Genomic DNA, 19,823 nt, shown 5'->3' on the forward strand with positions numbered 1-19,823 from the left:
AACGACCGGCAGGCGGTCGTCGCGGCAGTTCAGACCCGTCGCGGCCCCGGCAACCGGGTTTGCCGGGGCGTATCGAGGAACTGCCACTACGCTGGGCCGCATGCCGGCGACCCGAGTTTCGGACGACGATGCGGTAGTTCCCTTGGTGCGCAAGAGCGCGGCGTGGTCGTGGCGTCTGTTGGTGATCGCCGCGGCCATCGCGGTGCTGTTGTGGATCGTGCGACTGCTGGAGTTGATCGTGGTGCCGGTGGCGCTGGCCACCATGCTTGCCGCGCTGCTGCTGCCTGCCGTCGACTGGCTCGACCGCCGTGGCGCGCCGCGCGGCGGTGCGGTGGCCCTGGTACTGCTCGGCGGCTTCGGGATCTTCGGTGGGATTCTGACTTTCGTTGTGAGCCAATTTGTTTCGGGGCTTCCAGGTCTGGTCGAACAGGTCACCCACAGCATCGACTCGATGCGCCGGTGGCTCATCGAAGGGCCCGCGCACCTGAGCCGCGAGCAGATCGACAACGCCGGCAACACCGCCATCAAAGCGCTGCGCGACAACCAGGAGAAGCTGACCACCGGTGCGTTGTCCACCGCGGCGACGCTCACCGAGATCATCACCGGCGCCCTGCTGGTGTTGTTCACGCTGATCTTCCTGCTGCACGGTGGCCGCAACATCTACGCCTTCGTCACCAAGCTCATCCCGTCGAGCACCCGCGACCGAGTACGCGACGCCGGGCGCGCCGGATTCGGTTCGCTGATCGGCTACGTTCGGGCCACCTTCCTGGTGGCTCTGGTCGACGCCGTGGGCATCGGCACTGGCCTGGCGATCATGAGTATCCCGCTGGCGTTGCCGCTGGCGTCGCTGGTCTTCCTCGGCGCCTTCGTGCCGCTGGTCGGTGCCGTGCTGAGTGGATTCGTCGCCGTGGTGGTGGCGCTGCTGGCCAAGGGCTTCGTCTACGCGCTGATCACACTGGGCCTGATCATCGCCGTCCAGCAGCTGGAGGCCCATATCCTGCAGCCGCTGGTGATGGGCCGAGCGGTCTCGATCCACCCGCTTGCGATCGTGCTGGCGATCTCGACGGGCGGCGTGCTGGCCGGCATCGTCGGGGCCCTGCTGGCGGTGCCGCTGGTCGCCTTCCTCAACAGCGCGATCCGCGTGCTGGCGGCCGACAACCCCGCCGCGGAAGCCGCCGAGCTCGAGTCACGCGACGACGCCGTCGTCATCGCCGCCGAGCCCGATGTCGTCCCACCCAAGCGGGACGACGGCGGGCCGTAGCCCGCGCACGGTCTCAGCGACGCTAGAGCCGCCCCTCCCGGCGCAGCAGATCCTGGGCGCTTACCCCGCCGCCGCGGCGAGGGCGATCTTCGCCATCCTTGCCGCCGGCGTCCTTCTTGCCACGGGAATTGAGCTTCTCGGTGGCCACCTCGGAGTCACCCTGCTCCGGGCGGCTGACCGGGATGGCCCTGGTCTCCTCGGCGGACAGCGCCGGCGGAATGTCGTCGGCGCCGTTCTGTTCGTGAGCGGCAGGTTTGATGGCCGGCATCGCTGTGGTGGCGTCATCCGGGGCCGCCATCGCGCGGGTGGGCTCGGCCGACGGCGGCGGGGGAGTGCCGGTGCCGATTCCCCGGTCGCTACGCTCCGGCCCGCCGGGCTTGCCGCGCAGCTCACCGAGCCACGACTCGATCTCGCGGTCCGCAGCCGGCGGTTCGGCGGGCCTGCTGGACCGGGCCGCGGCGGACGCGCTGCTCACGGCGTTCTTGACGACGTTTTTGGCCACCGAGAACCGGGTGGTGGGGGCGTCGACGTTCGGCTCGGCAGCAGCGTCCGGCATCCGGGTGGTGCCGGACGCTGACGGCGGCTCCTGCACAGGCGGCGGATTCCGGTAGTCGCCGCGGCCGACGGCACGGGGCCGGGCGCGGCCCTCGGAGCCGGGGTGGGTGGGGTCGTGGACGGGCCGGCGGACATCGGCGGCCGGGACCGGCGCACCCGCACCCACCAGGGCATCGTCGCGCACGATCGGGCGTTTGCGCTCGTCGGGCAGGTGGGTCTCGCCAAGCCCGATCCTGACCTGCAGCCGTTTCATCCACCGCGGCGCCCACCAGCAGTCGTCGCCGAGCATCTTCATGATGGCGGGAACCAGGAACATCCGGATGACGGTGGCGTCCAGCAACAGGGCGATGAGCAGGCCGAACGCCAGATACTTCATCATCACCAGGTCGGAGAACACGAACGCGCCGGCGACCACCGCCAACACCAGGGCAGCCGCGGTGATCAGCCGGCCGGTGGTGGCCGTGCCGATCCGGATGGCCTCGGTGGTGGACATACCGCGCTCGCGGGCCTCCACCATGCGAGAAACCAGGAACACCTCGTAGTCGGTGGACAGTCCGTAGATCACCGCGATGATCAGACCGATCATCGGCGCCATCAACGGCTGCGGCGTGTAGTTCATCAGCCCGGAGCCGTGGCCGTCGACGAACATCCAGGTGAGCACACCCATCGTCGAGCCGAGAGTCAGCGCGCTCATCAACGCGGCCTTGATGGGCAGCACCAGCGATCCGAACGCCAGGAACATCAGGATCGTCGTCGTGGTGATCAGCAGCACCGCCATCAGCGGGAGTTTGTCGAACAGACTGTGGATGCTGTCCTGCTCCAGCGCGGGAGTGCCGCCCACGTAGAGCGTGACCCCGCGAGGCGGAGTGATGGATCTCAGCTCGGCGATCTTCTTGCTCGCGTCATTGCGGACAACCAGGCCGTTCTGGATGACGCGCACCGACGGATCCTTGGAGGCGCCGTCCAGGTATGGACGTTCCTTCCACATCGCGTCGGGATTGTTGTCGGGATCGGTGAACCCGCTGACCGACATCGCCTTGTTGCGAACCTCCGCGACCTGCTGGTCGGTGACCGGCTGGCCGTCGGTGTTCTTCATGACCAGCGTGATCGGCTCGGTGCGGAAGCCGGGGAAGATCTTGTCGAACTCTTCCTGGGCCGTGCGCACCGAATTGTCCGGCGGGAGGTATTTCTCGCTGATGCCGCCCAGGGCCAGCTTTCCGAGCGGGACGATCAGCAGGACCATGAAGATGACGATCGGCGCGGCGAACAGGATCGGCCGCTTCATCACCCGGTTGACCAGCTTGCCCCAGAACCCGTGCTCGACCTCTTCGCGGGTCTTGGTCTTCTGGGTCTTCTCGGCGAACCAGTCGATGATGGCCCGCGAGAAACCCCAGTTCCGCAGGAAGGGCACCCGCAGCAGTGTCCGCACACCGAGGGCGTCGACGTTGGGGCCGAGGATTCCCAGGATTGCCGCCAGCACGGTGATCGACAGGATCGCTGCCAGCATCACCGAGGCGATGATCGCGTAGGTGATCGACTTCAAGAAGCCCTGCGGGAACAGCAGCAGCGGCAACGACGACGCGACGATGATCACCGCCGAGAACACCACCGTGCGCCCCGACGTCATCATCGTGCGGCGGACCGCCGCTTCGGTGTCGTACCCCTCGGCGATCTCCTCCCGGAATCGGCTGACGATGAACAAGCCGTAGTCGATGGCGATACCGAGGCCGATCAGCGTCACGACCGGCTGGGCGAAGAAGTGAACCGGGGTGACCAAAGCGGTGAGCCGCATGATGCCCAGCGCCCCGAGGATGGACAGGCCGCCGATGATGGCCGGCAGGCTGGCGGCGACCACGCCGCCGAAGACGAAGAACAGCAGCACCGCGACCAGCGGGATGGCTGCCACCTCAGCGCGCTGCTGGTCCTTGCCGATGGTTCCGGTCAGCTCCGCGGCCAGGGGCTGCAACCCCGCGAGTTTGACGTTGACCCCGGGGATGAAGAAGTCGTTCTCGACCTTCTTGTAGTTGTTCAGGATCGTGTCGTCGTCGTTGCCCTTGAGCTGGATCGACATGAAGGCGTGCTTCTTGTCCGCATCGGCCATGTTCGACAGCAATTGCGGGCTCTTGAAGTAGCCGATCGACCGCAGGAGCTCGTCGGGATGGTCTTTCTCCACCTGGGCGAGGTTGTCCAGGATCTTCTTCTGGAACGCCGGATCGTCGACGGTCTTGCCGTCGGGCGCGGTGTAGATGGCGATGATGTGACCGGAGGTATCCCGGCCGTATGCGGCGTCGGCGATGAGCGACGCCTTCACCGATTGGCTGCCTTCGTCGTAGAAGCCACTCTGCGTGACGTGCTTACCGAGGCTGGCTCCGTAGATTCCACCGGCGACGGACAGCGCGACCATGACCGCGATCACGATGTATCGATATCGATACACAGTGCGACCCCACCAGGCGAACACGTAAGCTCCTAACTAAATCTTTGGCGACCTGCGCATCGGTTCTCCGACTCAGACACGCGATGTCAGTAGTGAGGACAGCGGCCTGAATGGTTGCAGCCAAGCGCCCTGCTCTGGTAGCGAATCTAGGCCGATTCGCGGCAGCGGCTCCCGGAAAACACCAGGAATGTCCTCCAGGTCGACGAACTCTAAGGTATCCGACGCTAACGCCCAGCTGGCATGTTCGCGAAATCCGAGCACGTAGGTGGGGGTGCCGGTGCGGGCGATGTCCTCCAGCGGGGTGCGGAACGCCTGCCCGTCGGCGGAGGCCACCAACACCGCCGCCAGCCCTTCGGAACGGCGGAGCTCGATGTGGGCCAGCATGTCGCTGTCGACATCGCTGTCCTCGTCGATCTTCGGCTTGGCGAACACCGCGAACCCGACGTTGCGCAGCGCCTCCACCCAGGGTCGGACGACGTCGGCGCTGCCGGGAGCGATGTTGGTGAACACCGTCGCCTCCGGTTCGACGGCCACCTGCGGGTGCCCGGCCGACAACTCGGCGGTCCGGGTCAACAGCCAGCGACCCAGGGCGTCGAAACGCGGCCGGTGAGCGGCCGTCGGGCGGCCACCCAGGATCGAACCCAGCCCCATATCCAGGTTGGGCGCGTCCCAGACCAGCAGCACCCGCTGAACCGCGGGGCTCACCGCCTCATCGGGTTCGGGCAGCAGCGGCTCGGCCGCGGCGTCGTCCACCACGCTCATGGCCGGCGCACCCAGAGCAGTTCGGCCACCGCGCTGCCCGCGTGCCGGGCTTTGGTCTCGTATTTGGTCGGTGGGCGCTGCACCGAGATCGGCAGATCCTCGCCCGGCTCGACCCGGCGCAGCAGCGGTTCGGCGTCACCGGCCTCCGCGATCTGGGCGGCGTAGCCGGCGTGGTCGGTCGCTGCGTGCAGGACGCCGCCGGGCCGCAGCCGGTCGGCGATCAACGCGATGTTGGTCGGCTTGAGCAGGCGGCGCTTGTGATGGCGGGACTTGGGCCACGGATCGGGGAAGAATACCCGGACCCCGGTCAGCGAGCTCGTGGGGAACATGCGCTCGAGTACGTCGACACCGTCGCCGCGGACCAGCCGGATGTTCGTCACGCCGGTCCGGTCGACGGCACCGAGCAGCTGGGCCAGGCCCCGGCGGTAGACCTCGGCGGCGACCACGTCGATGTCGGGTTCATCTTGCGCCATGGCCACGGTCGAGGTGCCGGTTCCGCAGCCGATCTCCAGCACCACCGGAGCCTGCCGGCCGAACCACGCGACGGTGTCCAGCAGCTCGGGTTGCCCCTGCTCCTCCCCGACGGAAGGACGAGCTTGGGTGCCCAGCTGCGGCCACAGCCGGTCCCAGATCTCCTGCTGCGCCTCGGTCAGCGACGACCGGCGGGAACGGAAGCTGGTCACCCGCGGATACAGGTGATGCGCCGACCCGGCATCGGGCGTGGCTGAGCCACCGTGGCGCTGCACATGCATCCGTCCATCGTCGCTCATACAAGAGGGTGTACCCGCACCGTGGTGCAGATTGATACCCAACAGTTGCCTTTGCCTGGTAGTGGCTCGCGCCACAGGTCCCCGGATGTCAGCATGTGCGGTGTGGTGGGGCAGTTGGTGGACCGGCTCGTCGCTATCGCTGCCCAGCTGGCCGACCCCGCGACGCTGTGCGTGGTCGATGAGCTTTGCGCTCCGGTTCGGGTGGCGGTGGTCGGCCGGGTCGGTTGCGGCCGGCGCACCGTGGCGCGTGCGTTGCGCGGGGCGGGTGTGCCGATCGTCGAGCCGTCGGACGGCGCCGTAGCCGACGTCGACGTCTATGTGGTGGCCGAGACCCTCAAACCGGAGGACCGGCGCGCGCTGAGCGCCGTTGATCGCCCGACCGTCGTCGTCCTCAACAAAGCCGACCTGGCCGGCTTCGGCGGCGACGGCCCGCTGGCCACCGCGGCAAGGCGCTGTCATCTGCTGCGGGAGATGACGGGTACGCCGGTGTATCCGCTGGCTGCGCTGGCGGCCGCCGCCGCGCTGGACGACACGGTCTTGGACGAGACCTTGCTCGACGCGCTGCGGATTCTGACCGCCGATCCGGCCGACCTGGGTTCCACCGGCCGCTTCGTGGCCGGCGAGCACCCGATCCCGGCCGCCACCCGCCAGCGGCTGCTGGCCGCGCTCGACCTGTTCGGCATCGCCCACGCGGTGCGAGCGTTGCGCGGCGGCGCCGACCGGGATCGGGTGATCGCCGCCTTGCGCGATGCCAGCGCGGTCGACGCCGCGCTGGACGGGATCGCCGCGGCCGCTGCCCCGGTGCGCTACCAGCGCCTGACCCGCGCCCTGTCGGCGGTGGCGGCCGCCGGTGCCGATGACGACCAGGTCGCCGACTTCCTCGCCGGGGACGACGTGGTGGCTGCCCGGATGGCGGCCGCCGGCGCCGTCGTGGCGGCCGCCGGGATGACATTCGATCGCGGCGACAGCACCGCGGCGCACCTGCGTCGCGCCGTCGTGTGGCAGCGCTACTCCCGCGGACCCGTGTCGATGGTGCATGCCCGCTGTGGTGCCGATATCGCACGCGGGTCGCTGCGGATGTGGGAACGCACCGAGGCAATGGAGCTGCGACCGTGATTGAGGCCCGTAGCGACGAGCTCGTCGACGCCGCGGTCGCGGAGATCGGTCCCGGCCTGCCGCCGCCCGCGATCACCCGCATCGACGCGGTGCTCGTCGTCGGGCCCTGGCTCGCCGGCACCAGCAGTGTCGTCGCGGCCCTGCGGCAACGTCGGCCTGCGCACCGCTTCGTCGAAGCCACCGACCTCGCTGCCGGGGAGGCGCCCGTCGCCGTCGTGTTCGTGGTCTCGGCGGCCGCACCGCTGACCGAATCGGACTGTGCGCTGCTCGACGCCGCGGCCGCCGATACCGACGTGGTGGTCGGGGTGGTCACCAAGATCGACGTGCACCGCAGCTGGCCGGAGGTGCTCGACGCCAACCGGACCCTGCTGGCCGACCACGATCGCCGGTATGCCGGCGTGCCGTGGACGGGCGCGGCGGCCGCCCCTGACCTGGGCTCGCCACAGTGCGACGAGCTGGTCGAGGTGCTTGACGCCGCGCTCGCCGACGACGCGCTGGACCGTCGAAATCGATTGCGGGCGTGGGTATATCGCTTGGAGGGCATGCTTGCTCGGCTGGACCGTGACGTCGAGGGCGCGGGCCGCCAGGCGCGGATCGCGGTGCTGCGAGACCAGCGTGCGGACGCGCTGGCCGCATACCGGCTCGCCAAGTCCGAGCGGAGCATCGCGGTGCGCAGCCGCCTGCAGCAGGCCCGCGTTCAGCTGTCGTATTTCGCACGCAATCGCGCCACCTCGGTGCGGGCCGAACTGCAGGAGGACGCGGCGGGCATGACCCGCCGCCGAGTCGGTGCCTTCACCGCTTACGTCGAGCGCCGCGTCGAGGAGGTCATCGACGACGTCGGCAGCGGCATCGCCAGCGACCTCGCCGACGTCGCGCGCGAGCTCGACCTGCCGGTCGGCCTGCCGGCGAACCCGGCGCCGCCGGTCATCGTCAGCGCCGCGCCCCTGCACTCGCGGCGGTTGGAGATCCGGCTGATGACGCTGCTCGGCGCGGGCTTCGGGCTGGGCGCCGCGCTGACCCTGAGCCGGCTGTTCGCCGACCTCGCTCCGCAGTGGGCGGTGGCGGGTGCGGTCGGCTGCGCGGTCGTCGGGGTGGCACTGACCCTGTGGGTGATCACCGTGCGTGGCGTCCTGCACGACCGCGCCGTGCTCGACCGATGGGTGGCCGAAGTGACCACTGCTTTGCGCACCGCGATGGAGGAGTGGGTGGCCACCCGCGTGCTGGCCGCGGAGTCGGCGTTGAGCACCGCCGCGGCCGAGCGGGACGTGCGGGAGCGGGCCCGCACCGACGATCTGCTGGCCCGCATCGATCGCGAGATGCGCGAGCATGCGGTGGCACACACCCGCGCGGTCGCGGTCCGCGACGAGCGGGCGCCGGCCGTTATCCGGGCACTGACAATGGTGCGAGCCGAACTCGGCGACGATTAATCAGATTAATGGCCCGCAATTGAGGCTTTCTGAATCGTTCCTGTGAGTCATCGGACATAATCCCAATTAACCGCGGGTATCTCACCCGCGTTAACCTACTTTCCAGGGAGGACCGTGTTGCCGGCGCGGAATCCGGCCTGCGTCCTGGCAATAGACAAAAGCAGGAGATAGCGATGACTTCAGCGACCATTCCAGGTCTGGATACCGCCCCCACGAAGCATCAGGGCCTGCTGGCCTGGGTCCAGGAGGTCGCCGAACTCACGCAGCCCGACCGCGTCGTGTTCGCCGACGGGTCCGAAGAGGAATACCAGCGGCTCTGCGAGCAGCTCGTGGCCGCCGGAACTTTCATCCCGCTCAGCGATTCCGAGGAGCCCAGTTCCTACCTCGCCCGCTCGGCCCCGTCCGACGTGGCCCGCGTCGAGTCGCGGACGTTCATCTGCTCCGAGCGTGAGATCGACGCCGGCCCTACCAACAATTGGATGGCGCCGACCGAGATGCGCGCCCTCATGACCGAGCTGTACCGCGGCTGCATGCGCGGCCGGACCATGTATGTGGTGCCGTTCTGCATGGGCCCGCTCGGTGCCGACGACCCCAAGCTCGGCGTGGAGATCACCGACTCCGAATACGTCGTGGTGTCGATGCGCACGATGACCCGGATGGGTGCGGCCGCGCTGGAGAAAATGGGCGACGACGGCTTCTTCGTCAAGGCGCTGCACTCCCTGGGCGCCCCGCTGGAGGACGGCCAGCAAGACGTCCCGTGGCCGTGCAACGACACTAAATACATCACCCATTTCCCCGAGACCCGGGAGATCTGGAGCTACGGCTCCGGCTACGGCGGCAACGCCCTGCTCGGCAAGAAGTGCTACTCGCTGCGCATCGCCTCGGCCATGGCGCACGACGAGGGCTGGCTCGCCGAGCACATGCTGATTCTCAAGCTCATCTCCCCGGAGAACAAGGCCTACTACGTCGCTGCGGCGTTCCCGTCCGCCTGCGGCAAGACCAACCTGGCGATGCTGCAGCCGACGATCCCCGGCTGGCGTGCCGAGACCCTCGGTGACGACATCGCGTGGATGCGCTTCGGCAAGGACGGCCGGCTGTACGCGGTCAACCCGGAGTTCGGCTTCTTCGGCGTGGCGCCGGGCACCAACTGGAGCTCCAACCCGAACGCGATGCGCACCATCGCCGCGGGCAACACGGTGTTCACCAACGTCGCGCTGACCGACGAGGGCGGCGTGTGGTGGGAGGGCCTGGAAGGCGACCCGCAGCACCTGATCGACTGGTTGGGCGAGGATTGGGAGCCTGGACTCGATAAAAAGGCGGCCCATCCGAACTCGCGCTACTGCACCCCGATGGCGCAGTGCCCCACGCTGGCGCCGGAGTGGGACGACCCGCAGGGCGTGCCGATCTCGGCGATCCTCTTCGGCGGCCGTCGCAAGACGACGGTTCCGCTGGTGACTCAGGCCCGCGACTGGCACCACGGCGTGTTCATCGGCGCCACGCTCGGCAGCGAGCAGACCGCCGCGGCCGAGGGCAAGGTCGGCACGGTGCGCCGCGACCCGATGGCGATGCTGCCGTTCCTGGGCTACAACGTCGGCGACTACATGCAGCACTGGATCGATATCGGCAAGAACTCCGACGAGTCGCAGCTGCCCAAGATCTTCTTCGTCAATTGGTTCCGCCGCGGCGACGACGGTCGGTTCCTGTGGCCCGGATTCGGCGAGAACAGCCGTGTCCTGAAGTGGATCATCGAGCGGGTCGAGGGCAAGGCCAACGGCGCCTCGACGCCGATCGGCACCGTGCCGGGCGTCGGCGACCTGGACCTGGCGGGCCTGGACGTCGACGAGGCGGATGTCGCCGAGGCGATCAAGGTCAATCCCGAGGAGTGGCGCGAGGAATTGCCGCTCATCGAGGAGTGGTTCTCCTTCATCGGCGAGAAGCTGCCCACCGGGGTCAAAGACGAGTTCGAAGCGCTCAAGCAGCGTCTCGGCGAGTCCTGAGTACCGCACACCGATAACGCTCTGACCGACTCGGCCGCTAGCATTCCGCGCGTCGGAGCCGGGGAGCCTGGATGCGACCGCGGATACGGTTGTCCTGGTGGACGTCACCGCAACCCGCCCGACCGGCAACCAGGTCGACGTCGACGTGCATTGATCTTCGGGCTCTGCCTGGGCTCGCCGCAGCGACTGGTATCGACCTAGTTGACGGCTGTCAACTCGGTCTGTCGTACAGTGCATCCCATGCAGATCCGTGAGCATGCTGAGGCCACCCCGGACAAACCCGCCGTCATTCTTTACCCGTCCGGAACGATCGTCACTTTCGGTGAGATGGAAGCGCGGGCGAACCAGCTGGCGCACCTGTTCCGCCAGGCCGGTCTGCGCGAGGGTGACGCCGTCGCCATCCTCATGGAGAACAACGAACATATGCACACGGTGATGTGGGCAGCCCGCCGCAGTGGGCTGTACTACGTGCCGATCAACACCCACCTCACCGCGGCCGAGGCGGCCTACATCATCGACAACTCGGCGGCCAAGGCGATTGTCGGGTCCGCCGCGCTGCGGCCCGTACTCGAGCACCTCGGCGAGCACCTGCCCAACGGTCTGCCGGGGCTGCTGTTGATCGCCGGCGGTGGGCTGGACGGCTGGCAGAGTTACCCCGAATGCGTTGCCCATCAACCGGACACCCCAATCGACGACGAGATCGAGGGCGACCTGCTGCAGTACTCGTCGGGGACCACCGGCCGGCCCAAGGGCATCAAGCGCGAGCTTCCGCACCTGCCGCCCTCGGAGGCGCCTGGCCTGATGACCATGCTGGTCTCGTTCTGGATGAACCCCGACGGGGTCTACCTCAGCCCCGCGCCGCTGTACCACACCGCCCCGTCGGTATGGTCGATGACGATGCAGGCCGCGGGCATCACGGTGGTCGTGATGGAGAAGTTCGACGCGGAGGGCACCCTGGACGCCATCCAGCGATACCAGATCACGCACGGCCAGTTCGTGCCGGTGATGTTCACCCGCATGCTGAAACTGTCCGAGACAGTGCGCAACTCGTACGACGTGTCCAGCCTGCAGCGCGTGATGCACGCGGCTGCCCCCTGTCCGGTCGAGGTCAAGAAGCAGATGATCGACTGGTGGGGCCCGATCGTCGACGAGTACTACGCCTCCTCCGAGGCCATCGGCTCCACGCTGATCAGTGCCGAGGAGTGGCTGGCGCACCCAGGCTCGGTGGGCAAGCCGATGGTGGGCAACCTACACATCCTCGACGAGGAGGGCAACGAGGTACCGCCCGGCGAGCCCGGCGAGATCTACTTCGAGAGCGAGAACACGTTCGAGTACCTCAACGACGCCGAGAAGACCGCCTCCTCGCGGCACCCGAAGGGCTGGATGACCGTCGGTGACATCGGCTACCTCGACGAGGAGGGCTACCTGTATCTCACCGACCGCCGCCACCACATGATCATCTCCGGCGGGGTGAACATCTACCCGCAGGAAGCCGAGAACATACTCGTCACCCATCCCAAAGTGATGGACGCCGCCGTCTTCGGTGTTCCCGACGACGAGATGGGCCAGCGCGTCAAGGGCGTCGTGCAGCTCGTCGATCACGCCGAAGCCTCCGAGGAACTGGCCGAAGAGCTGTCGGCGTGGTTGCGGGATCGGTTGGCGCACTACAAGTGTCCCCGGTCGATCTCGTTCGAGCCGCAGCTGCCCCGGACCGACACCGGCAAGCTCTACAAGCAGGAACTCATCGTGAAGTATTCGACTCCGGCGGTGGCCGGCTAATTCGCACACCCGCGGTCATGTTGGTCGTCGACCTGGCCGATCCACCACCGATCGGCGTGCCCGGGCCGCCAGGCGTGGTGGTCGCGATCGGTGAATCCTCCAGTCCCGAGGCCGAATTCTGGCTCGACACAGCCACATTCGCGCTCACCGAAGCTCAACACGAGGATCGCCGGTTCGTCGTGGTCGATTCGGTGAGTGACACGGTCGCCGAGCTGGCCGAACGATGCTCGCAGTGGCCACACGCCAGCGCCGTGTGCGACGACGTACTGCGCACCGTCGACATCACGGGTCCGGCACTGCCCGCCATCGTCACCGAATCGCTGGCCTACTCGACCCTGCAGTCCGGCCCCGAGTTCGCCCGCTGGCTCGCCGAGCGTGGACCGGCGACGGTGCCCGACATCGCCGACCCCGTGGTGGCCGAACGAGACGGCGGCACGCTGGCGATCCGGTTCAATCGGCCGGCCCGCCACAACGCCTTCAGCACCGACGCGCGGGCGGCGTTGCTCGAGGCGCTCACGGTGGCGCTGCTCGACGACACGGTGACCGAGGTGGTGCTGGGTGGCAACGGCCCGTCGTTCTGCAGCGGGGGAGACCTGGGTGAGTTCGGGACCTTCGCCGATCCTGCCGCGGCGCATCTGGCGCGGACCCGACACAGTCCCGCACTCGCCCTCGACGAGCTGACGCGACGGCTCGGCCGAACCTGCCGTGCGGAGATCCACGGCCGGACCCTCGGCAGCGGGCTGGAGATGGCGGCCTTCTGCGGGTGGGTGAGCTGTCACCCACAGACCGTGATCGGCCTGCCCGAGCTGGCGCTGGGTCTGATCCCAGGCGCCGGGGGAACCCTGAGCGTGACCCGGCGCATCGGGCGTTGGCGCACCGCATATCTGGTGCTGTCCGGTTGCGCCATCGACGCGCCCACGGCGCTCGCCTGGGGACTGGTCGACGAGGTTACCTAGCTGCGGCCTCAGCCGGAGCGGCGCAGCGTGACGCGATACGTGTACTGCTCGGGCAGGAAATAGCTGACGGCGAGTTCGACCGGCGCACCTGCGGTATCGGAGTACAGTCGGTCCACGCGCAGCATCGGATGGCCCCGGTCGCACCCGACTGCCGCGGCCACCATATCGTCGGCCGGGGCGACCGTGATCGACTGCGCCGCTTCGGCGATCGGACGGTCCAGGTGCGGTTCCAGCAGGCCGATGGCGGTGTCGGTGCCGACTGCGCCGGTCGCTAAGCCGACAGAGTCGAGCACCCGCGCTGCCACCGGCTCGGGCAGGTGCACGGTGGTGACGACGAACGGGACACTGTCGTGTAGGCGGCGGAACACCACGGTGTAGACCACATCGAGGTCAAGTCGCAGCCGGCTCGCGGCCGTGACGTCGACGCGACGCGAAAGGCCTTGCAGCACTTCCATCGTCGTGTCCTCGGACAGGCTCATCAGATCCTCGATCGAGCCCAGTTGACGCAGGTAGAGTTGCCGACGGGCGTAGGTGCCGCGTCCCGGCACCCGGTAGACGACGCCCTGGGCCACCAGGTCCTGGAAGGCCCGTCGTACCGTCTGGCGTGACAACCCGTATTCGGCGACCAGCTCGGATTCGGTCGGCAACCGGACACCGTCCGGGTAGGCGCCCGCCGCGATCTGATCGCGAAGCCGTTGCTGCAGAACGTGATACGCGGGTTCGGGTTTCATCGGCATCAAATGCCTCCGCGGGACACCAGCTGCCCGGCGATGACATTGCGCTGGATCTCGTTGGTACCCTCACCGACGATCATCAGCGGTGCATCACGGAAGTAGCGCTCGACGTCGTATTCGGTGGAGTAGCCGTAGCCGCCGTGGATGCGCACGGCGTTGAGGGCGATCTCCATCGCGGTCTCCGAGGCGAACAGTTTGGCCATGCCGGCCTCCATGTCACAGCGCTCGCCGCTGTCATACCGCTCGGCGGCATAGCGGGTGAGCTGACGGGCCGCGGTCAACTTGGTGGCCATGTCGGCCAGGTAGTTTCCGATCGACTGGTGCTTCCAGATCGGCTGGCCGAAGCTCTCCCGCTCCTGGGCGTAGGCCAGCGCGTCCTCCAGCGCCGCGCTCGCCACCCCGAGGGCACGCGAGGCCACCTGGATGCGTCCGGTCTCGAGGCCCTTCATCATCTGCGCGAACCCGCGACCGGGCTCCCCGCCGAGGATCGCCGACGCCGGCACCCGGCAGTTCTCGAAGGACAGCTCGCAGGATTCGACGCCCTTGTAACCGAGCTTGGGCAGGTCCCGCGAGATCGCCAGGCCGGGCAGTGGCGATTCGACGAGCACCACCGAGATGCCCTTGTGCCGCGGCGTCGCGTGCGGATCGGTTTTGCACAGCAGGGCGATCAGCCCGGAGCGGCGGGCGTTGGTGATCCACGTCTTCGCCCCGTTGAGCACCAGGTGGCCGTCGTCGGCCCGGGCGACGGTGGTCATGCTCTGCAGATCCGAGCCGCCGCCGGGCTCGGTCAGCGCCATCGTCGCGCGCAGCTGTCCGGTGGCCATTGCCGGCAGATAGGCACCCTTCTGCTCCTCGGTGCCGAACGTCTCGATGAGCTTGGCCACCACCGTGTGCCCGCCCATCGCACCGGCCAGACTCATCCAGCCGCGGGCCAATTCCTGGGTGACCTCCACGTAGCACGGCATCGACACCGGTGTCCCGCCGTGCTGCTCGCTGATCGCCAACCCGAAGATGCCGATCCGCTTCATCTGCTCGATCCACTCTTCGGGATAGGTGTTCGCGTGCTCGACATCGCGCACCGCCGGCTTGACGTCGCGATCGACGAACGCCCGGACCGTCGCCACGAGCATCGTCTCTTCGTCGTTTAGCTCGGTGATCACGGTCGCGCTCCCATCGTCGAAATGTACGGCCATTCTGGCGCTGTTGACATGACGTTACGCGAACGGCCAGGATATCCGCCGTGACTTTGTACGGCCATATTGGTGGAGGCGAATCGGGCGGCCCCTACTTCGACGATTTGGTCGTCGGCCAGGTCTTCGACTGGGCGCCGTCGATGACCCTGACTTCCGGCGCCGCGGCGACCCACCAGGCGATCCTCGGGGACCGCATGCGACTCGCGCTGGACGCCGAGCTGGCCCATGCCGTGCTCGGCAGCACCGCGCCGCTGGTCAACCCGGGCCTGGTGTGCGATGTCGCGATCGGCCAGAGCACCCTGGCCACCCAGCGGGTCAAGGCCAACCTGTTCTATCGGGGGCTCACCTTCCACCGGTATCCCGTCGTGGGTGACACGTTGTTCACCCGAACCGAGGTGGTGGGTCTTCGCCAGAACAGCGCCAAACCCGGCCGCGCGCCGACAGGTATGGCCGCGTTGCGGATGACCACCATCGACCAGGTGGGCCGGCTCGTCCTTGACTTCTACCGCTGCGCGATGGTGCCGCTGAGCCCCGGTGCCGGCGACACCGGCCATGCCGACGACCTGTCCGCGATCGGTGTCGATCTCGCCGCGGCGCCGGACCCGACCTCGGACTGGGACGCCGCCGCCTTCCGGGAGCGGGTACCGGGACCGCACTTCTATCCCGATATCGCCGGGTCGGTATTGCGCAGTACAGGCGATGTGGTCAGCTCCGCCCCGGAACTGGCCCGGCTCACGCTGAACATTGCTGCCACCCATCATGATTCGCGTGTCGGAGGACGCCGTCTGGTCTACGGCGGGCACACTATCGGGCTGGCACTGGCCCAGGCCTGCCAGCTGCTGCCCAATCTGGTGACCGTGCTGGGCTGGCAGTCCTGCGATCACACCGGTCCGGTACAGGAAGGCGACACCCTCTACAGCGAGTTGCACGTGGAGGCGGCCGACCCGCTTACCGGCGAGCGAGGCGGGGTGCTGAGGTTGCGGTCCCTGGTCTACGCCGTCGCCGACGAGGGCGAGGATCGCCAGGTGCTGGACTGGCGGTTCACCGCCCTGCATTTCTAGTGCCGCCGGCGCCGCCGCGCCCGCACAGTGACGCCGGCGCGGTGCGGGCGACAATGGTCCAATGAGCGACTCCGGCGAGCGGTGGGCGGCCAGCGGCCTGGCCTGGCTGACCGGGTTGCCCGAAGCGCCCGATTACTCCCGCGCGGCGGTACTGAGCCGGGTTGATGCCGTCGCCGCCGACCTCACCGTAGGCCTTGGGCGGCCCGTCGACGCCGGAACCCTCCTGACCGGCCGGGCCGCGCTGCTCGGCCTGCGCCGGCGGGGGCGTATCTCGGCCGGCCGCGCCACCCGGTTGATGCCGACCCGGGACGGCTGGTGGGCGCTGACCCTGTCCCGCGCCGACGACCTCGACGCCGTGCCCGCCCTTGTCGAAGACGCCGTGCCCGACGACCCGTGGCCCACGATCGAACACTGGTCCGCTCAGCTACCGGGTGACGAGGTGCTCCACCGCGCGGTACTGCTGGACCTGCCTGCCGCCCTTCTTGGTGAGGCCCGGCCCGCGCCGCCACAGGTGCGCGCCTGCGGCCGCCCGACCTCACCCCGCACCCCGAAGGGACTGCTGGTGGTCGATCTGTCGTCGATGTGGGCGGGTCCGCTGTGTGGCCGGCTGCTCGCGGATGCCGGTGCCATCGTCGTCAAAGTGGAAAGCCCGTCCCGCCCGGACGGCACGCGAGCAGGTGACGCCGCCTTCTTCGACTGGATCAATCACGACAAGCTCTCCTATGCCGTGGATTTCGACCGGGATCGCGAGCGCCTACGGGCGCTGCTGGCCGTCGCCGACGTCGTGATCGAAGGCTCCCGGCCCGGCGTGCTGGGCCGTCGCGGCCTGAGCTCGGATGCGCTATCCGGCCGCGACGGGCGGGTGTGGTTACGGGTGACCGGCCACGGTTCTAGCTCAGCGCGTGTCGCGTTCGGCGATGACGCAGCGGTGGCGGGTGGATTGGTCGGTTTCAGTTGCACCGGACCGGTGTTCTGCGCCGACGCGATCGCCGATCCGCTCACCGGCATGGAATCGGCTCTTGCCGTGACGAATTCACTGCGGTGCGGCGGTGGGGAGACCATCGACGTGGTGATGGCCGATGTCGCCGCGACCTATGCGGCGTTGCCGACGGAGGCGTCGCCGTCGCTGACACCGCCGGCGCTGCCGAAACCGCCGCCGCCCACCCCGGCCGCCGCGGCCCTGGGAGCCGACAATGCTGCTGTGGAAGCCCTTGTTGCTCAACGCTGCTCGGTGCCATGCTGATTCAGCGGGCCCGGCTCCTGGACGGTCGCCTCGTCGACATCAGGGTGGGTGAGACGATCGAGGAGATCGCCGGTGAACTGAGCCCGCGTACCGCCGAGACGATATTCGACGCCGCCGGTGGCGCGGTCATACCTGGACTGCACGATCACCATGTTCATCTGCGCGCAGCGGCGGCGGCGTTGGATTCCGTTCATGTCGGGCCCGCCGTGGTCCACGGTCGCGATCAGCTCGCCCAGGTGCTCGGTCAGGCCCAGATTGGCGACGACGGATGGGTCCGCGCGGTCGGTTACCACGAATCCGGAGCCGGACCGTTAGACCGGCAGCTGCTCGACACCCTCAGTCCCGCTGTGCCGGTACGGATTCAGCATCGCAGTGGCGTGCTGTGGTACCTCAACTCGGCGGGCCTGGCCGCCGTGGGTCTGCCTGACCATCCCGACGGCAGACTGCGCAGCTACGACAACTGGTCGGACGCGGTCGCCCGCCGCGATACGTCCCTGGCCGAGGTGAGCCGCCGGCTCCTCCAATGCGGCGTCACCGGTGTCACCGACGCCACGCCGGATCTGGGCGCCGATGACATCGTCACCCTCACCGAGGAACACCGGCACGGGGGCCTGCACCAACGGGTGCACTGGCTGGCGCCGGGAAAGCGCATTCTGCACGATGATGCGCTCGACCTCGACGAGCTCATCGCGTGGATCGCGGCTACACACGCCGAGCGCCGTCCTGTCGCCGTGCATTGCGTGACCGCCCCGCAGCTGGTCGTCACCCTCGCAGCGTTGCGCGCCGCCGGCACTCACCCGGGCGACCGCATCGAGCATGCCGCGGTGGTACCCGAAGACGGCATCGCCCAGCTCGCCGAACTCGGCGTCTTGGTAGTGACCCAGCCGAACTTCGTCGCGGAGCGCGGCGATCAATATCTCTGCGACGTCGAACCCGAGGATCTGCCGGCCCTGTGGCGGCTGGCGTCGTTGCGGCAGGCCGGTGTTCGGGTGGCTCTCTCGACCGACTTCCCGTTCGGCGGTTCCGATCCGTGGGCAGCGATGCGCGCGGCCGTCCACCGGACCACGGGGAGCGGCGCGGTCCTCAACACCGGTGAACGAGTCTCGGCCACAACGGCTCTGGCGATGTTCACCGGCAGCGCCGAGCACCCCGACCTGCCACGAACGGTGGCGGCCGGCCAGCCTGGTCACCTGTGTGTCCTGGCTGCTCCACCGGCCGACGTGCTCGATGCCCTCGACGCCGAGTTGGTGCGCGCCGCCATCGTCGATGGGCATCTTCACCTCAGGAACTGATGGCCGGCGGCCACGGAGCCCCCCGTGCCTACGCACGAGGGGCTCCGCGGTGGTCGGCAAGCGCCGGATCAGGGCTTGTGCACGACCTTGCCGTTCCCGACCGCCCGAACCTTGTTGCTATTACCGGGACCCGCGGTGGCGGAGTTGAGATTGCCGACCGCGGTTGCGGTGTTGTGGCTGGACACCGGGCCCGTGCCGCTCTCATCGCCGGCGTTTGCGGTGTTCTGGTAGCCGATCGCGGTGGCGTGGTTGCCGTCACCGTGGTTGGCGTAAACCAGATTGCCGGTGCCGAGACCAACCGCACGGTTGTGGTTGCCGGTCACGGCAGTTGCGCTGGTGCCGGCGCCGGCGGCCAAGGCCTGGTTGGAATTGCCGTCGGATGCGTCCGCCTCGGCGTTGGTTCCCGTGGCGACTGCGACGTTGCCGTTTCCACCCGAGGCGGTCGATGACGGTTCGTCGCCGCCGGCGAAGCCGAGGATCGCCAGGTTGTGATTGCCTTGAACCGCATATGTATACGGTTCATAGCCGCCGGTGAGGAATTGCAGCGCCGCGTTGCCGTTGCCGTTGCTAGCCTGCGCCTCGCTGTAGCTGCCAAGACTCAGGAGATTGAGCGCGAAGTTGCCGCTGCCCGAGGAGGCCTGGGATCCGGTTACGTCGCCAGCGGTGAGTGCGTTGATGGCCACGTTGTGGGTGCCGTCGTAGGCGTTGGCCGAGCTCTGGTAGCCGCCGATGGCGGTGGCTCGGTTGAAGTTGCCGTCATAGGCTGATGCCGAGTCACCCGCGCCGATTGCGCTGGCCAAGTTGAAGTTTCCGGTCGTACTGGGGGAGTTCGTGTCGGCGGTGCTGGCGTCGGTGCCATTGCCGAGAGCCAGGGCCACGTCGGCGATGCCGCTCTCGGCATCGGCCTTGCTGTTCACCCCGACGGCCAAGGCCAGGTCCCCGTTGCCTGCCGCGGTCGCGACACTTCCCACGCCCCAGGCCACCGCGAGGGACAACGTACCCGTAGCGGTGCAGTGCGAATTCCCCGAGTGAAGGTTTATCGTTCCGAGGGCCACGCACCCATCCGCTTTGGCCGGCGCCGAGGACCCCATCGCCATGACGCCAAACGCGGCCGCCCCGAGAGCACATAATCCCGCACGCAGCACCAATTGGCTGGTGCCAACGGATTCCAGCTTTCTTCCGTTATGTCTCAACACAGCATCCACTCCTAGGCCGTGAACTCTTCAGGTATCAGCACGGA

The 19,823-nt window shown here is 68.3% G+C and carries 15 protein-coding genes; 9 read left to right on the forward strand and 6 right to left on the reverse strand.

All coding sequences use genetic code 11. The features are described 5' to 3' along the window. Positions 1 to 100: 100 nt before the first annotated feature. Positions 101 to 1,261 carry an AI-2E family transporter gene (locus tag ACXDF8_RS13930; RefSeq protein ID WP_457223854.1) on the forward strand — a complete coding sequence of 387 codons (1,161 nt, stop codon included), beginning with the start codon at positions 101 to 103 and terminating at the stop codon, positions 1,259 to 1,261. A 22-nt stretch (positions 1,262 to 1,283) separates the two neighbouring features. On the opposite strand, the gene ACXDF8_RS13935 is transcribed toward ACXDF8_RS13930, so the two are convergent. The 3 genes from ACXDF8_RS13935 to trmB are packed head-to-tail and all read right to left on the reverse strand — an operon-like array spanning position 1,284 to position 5,785. Further along, complete coding sequence (locus ACXDF8_RS13935) at positions 1,284 to 4,277, reverse strand: trehalose monomycolate exporter MmpL3 (protein WP_457223855.1); 2,994 nt, start codon at positions 4,275 to 4,277, stop codon at positions 1,284 to 1,286. Between the two features lie 48 nt (positions 4,278 to 4,325). Beyond that, on the reverse strand, positions 4,326 to 5,015 hold the full coding sequence (locus tag ACXDF8_RS13940) for an NYN domain-containing protein (protein ID WP_457223856.1): 690 nt from the start codon (positions 5,013 to 5,015) through the stop codon (positions 4,326 to 4,328). Next, positions 5,012 to 5,785, reverse strand: coding sequence for a tRNA (guanosine(46)-N7)-methyltransferase TrmB (trmB, locus tag ACXDF8_RS13945; protein ID WP_457223857.1), 774 nt, complete (start codon positions 5,783 to 5,785; stop codon positions 5,012 to 5,014). Before trmB ends, ACXDF8_RS13940 begins: the two co-directional genes overlap by 4 nt. 93 nt (positions 5,786 to 5,878) lie before the next feature. Here trmB and ACXDF8_RS13950 point away from each other — a divergent pair, with 93 nt between their 5' ends. The 5 genes from ACXDF8_RS13950 (at position 5,879) to ACXDF8_RS13970 (ending at position 13,060) form a co-directional block, all read left to right on the forward strand. After that, positions 5,879 to 6,901, forward strand: coding sequence for a hypothetical protein (locus ACXDF8_RS13950; protein ID WP_457223858.1), 1,023 nt, complete (start codon positions 5,879 to 5,881; stop codon positions 6,899 to 6,901). After that, positions 6,898 to 8,328: a hypothetical protein gene (locus ACXDF8_RS13955; RefSeq protein WP_457223859.1), complete on the forward strand. Its 1,431-nt coding sequence runs from the start codon at positions 6,898 to 6,900 to the stop codon at positions 8,326 to 8,328. Before ACXDF8_RS13950 ends, ACXDF8_RS13955 begins: the two co-directional genes overlap by 4 nt. 173 nt (positions 8,329 to 8,501) lie before the next feature. After that, entirely contained in the window at positions 8,502 to 10,325 is a 1,824-nt protein-coding gene (locus ACXDF8_RS13960) for a phosphoenolpyruvate carboxykinase (GTP) (RefSeq protein ID WP_457223860.1), read from the forward strand. A 240-nt stretch (positions 10,326 to 10,565) separates the two neighbouring features. Continuing rightward, positions 10,566 to 12,104, forward strand: a complete 1,539-nt coding sequence (gene fadD4 / locus ACXDF8_RS13965) for a fatty-acid--CoA ligase FadD4 (RefSeq protein WP_457223861.1) — start codon at positions 10,566 to 10,568, stop codon at positions 12,102 to 12,104. 17 nt (positions 12,105 to 12,121) lie between these two features. After that, positions 12,122 to 13,060, forward strand: coding sequence for an enoyl-CoA hydratase/isomerase family protein (locus tag ACXDF8_RS13970; protein WP_457223862.1), 939 nt, complete (start codon positions 12,122 to 12,124; stop codon positions 13,058 to 13,060). Between the two features lie 8 nt (positions 13,061 to 13,068). On the opposite strand, the gene ACXDF8_RS13975 is transcribed toward ACXDF8_RS13970, so the two are convergent. After that, entirely contained in the window at positions 13,069 to 13,791 is a 723-nt protein-coding gene (locus tag ACXDF8_RS13975) for a GntR family transcriptional regulator (RefSeq protein ID WP_457223964.1), read from the reverse strand. Between the two features lie 5 nt (positions 13,792 to 13,796). After that, a complete protein-coding gene (locus tag ACXDF8_RS13980) occupies positions 13,797 to 14,954 on the reverse strand; it encodes an acyl-CoA dehydrogenase family protein (RefSeq protein WP_457223863.1) in 1,158 nt (385 codons plus the stop codon). 80 nt (positions 14,955 to 15,034) lie between these two features. Here ACXDF8_RS13980 and ACXDF8_RS13985 point away from each other — a divergent pair, with 80 nt between their 5' ends. The 3 genes from ACXDF8_RS13985 to ACXDF8_RS13995 all read left to right on the forward strand — a co-directional run bounded on the left by ACXDF8_RS13985 (position 15,035) and on the right by ACXDF8_RS13995 (position 18,583). Beyond that, entirely contained in the window at positions 15,035 to 16,048 is a 1,014-nt protein-coding gene (locus ACXDF8_RS13985; RefSeq protein ID WP_457223864.1) for a MaoC family dehydratase, read from the forward strand. A gap of 61 nt (positions 16,049 to 16,109) precedes the next feature. Continuing rightward, positions 16,110 to 17,291 (forward strand): CoA transferase, encoded by a 1,182-nt coding sequence (locus tag ACXDF8_RS13990; protein ID WP_457223865.1) that lies wholly within the window; start codon positions 16,110 to 16,112, stop codon positions 17,289 to 17,291. Next, complete coding sequence (locus ACXDF8_RS13995; RefSeq protein ID WP_457223866.1) at positions 17,285 to 18,583, forward strand: amidohydrolase family protein; 1,299 nt, start codon at positions 17,285 to 17,287, stop codon at positions 18,581 to 18,583. Before ACXDF8_RS13990 ends, ACXDF8_RS13995 begins: the two co-directional genes overlap by 7 nt. A gap of 68 nt (positions 18,584 to 18,651) precedes the next feature. Here ACXDF8_RS13995 and ACXDF8_RS14000 read toward each other — a convergent pair whose 3' ends face one another. Next, positions 18,652 to 19,554 carry a hypothetical protein gene (locus tag ACXDF8_RS14000; RefSeq protein ID WP_457223867.1) on the reverse strand — a complete coding sequence of 301 codons (903 nt, stop codon included), beginning with the start codon at positions 19,552 to 19,554 and terminating at the stop codon, positions 18,652 to 18,654. Between the last annotated feature and the right edge of the window lie 269 nt (positions 19,555 to 19,823).

The organism is Mycolicibacterium sp. CBM1 (genome assembly GCF_054073305.1).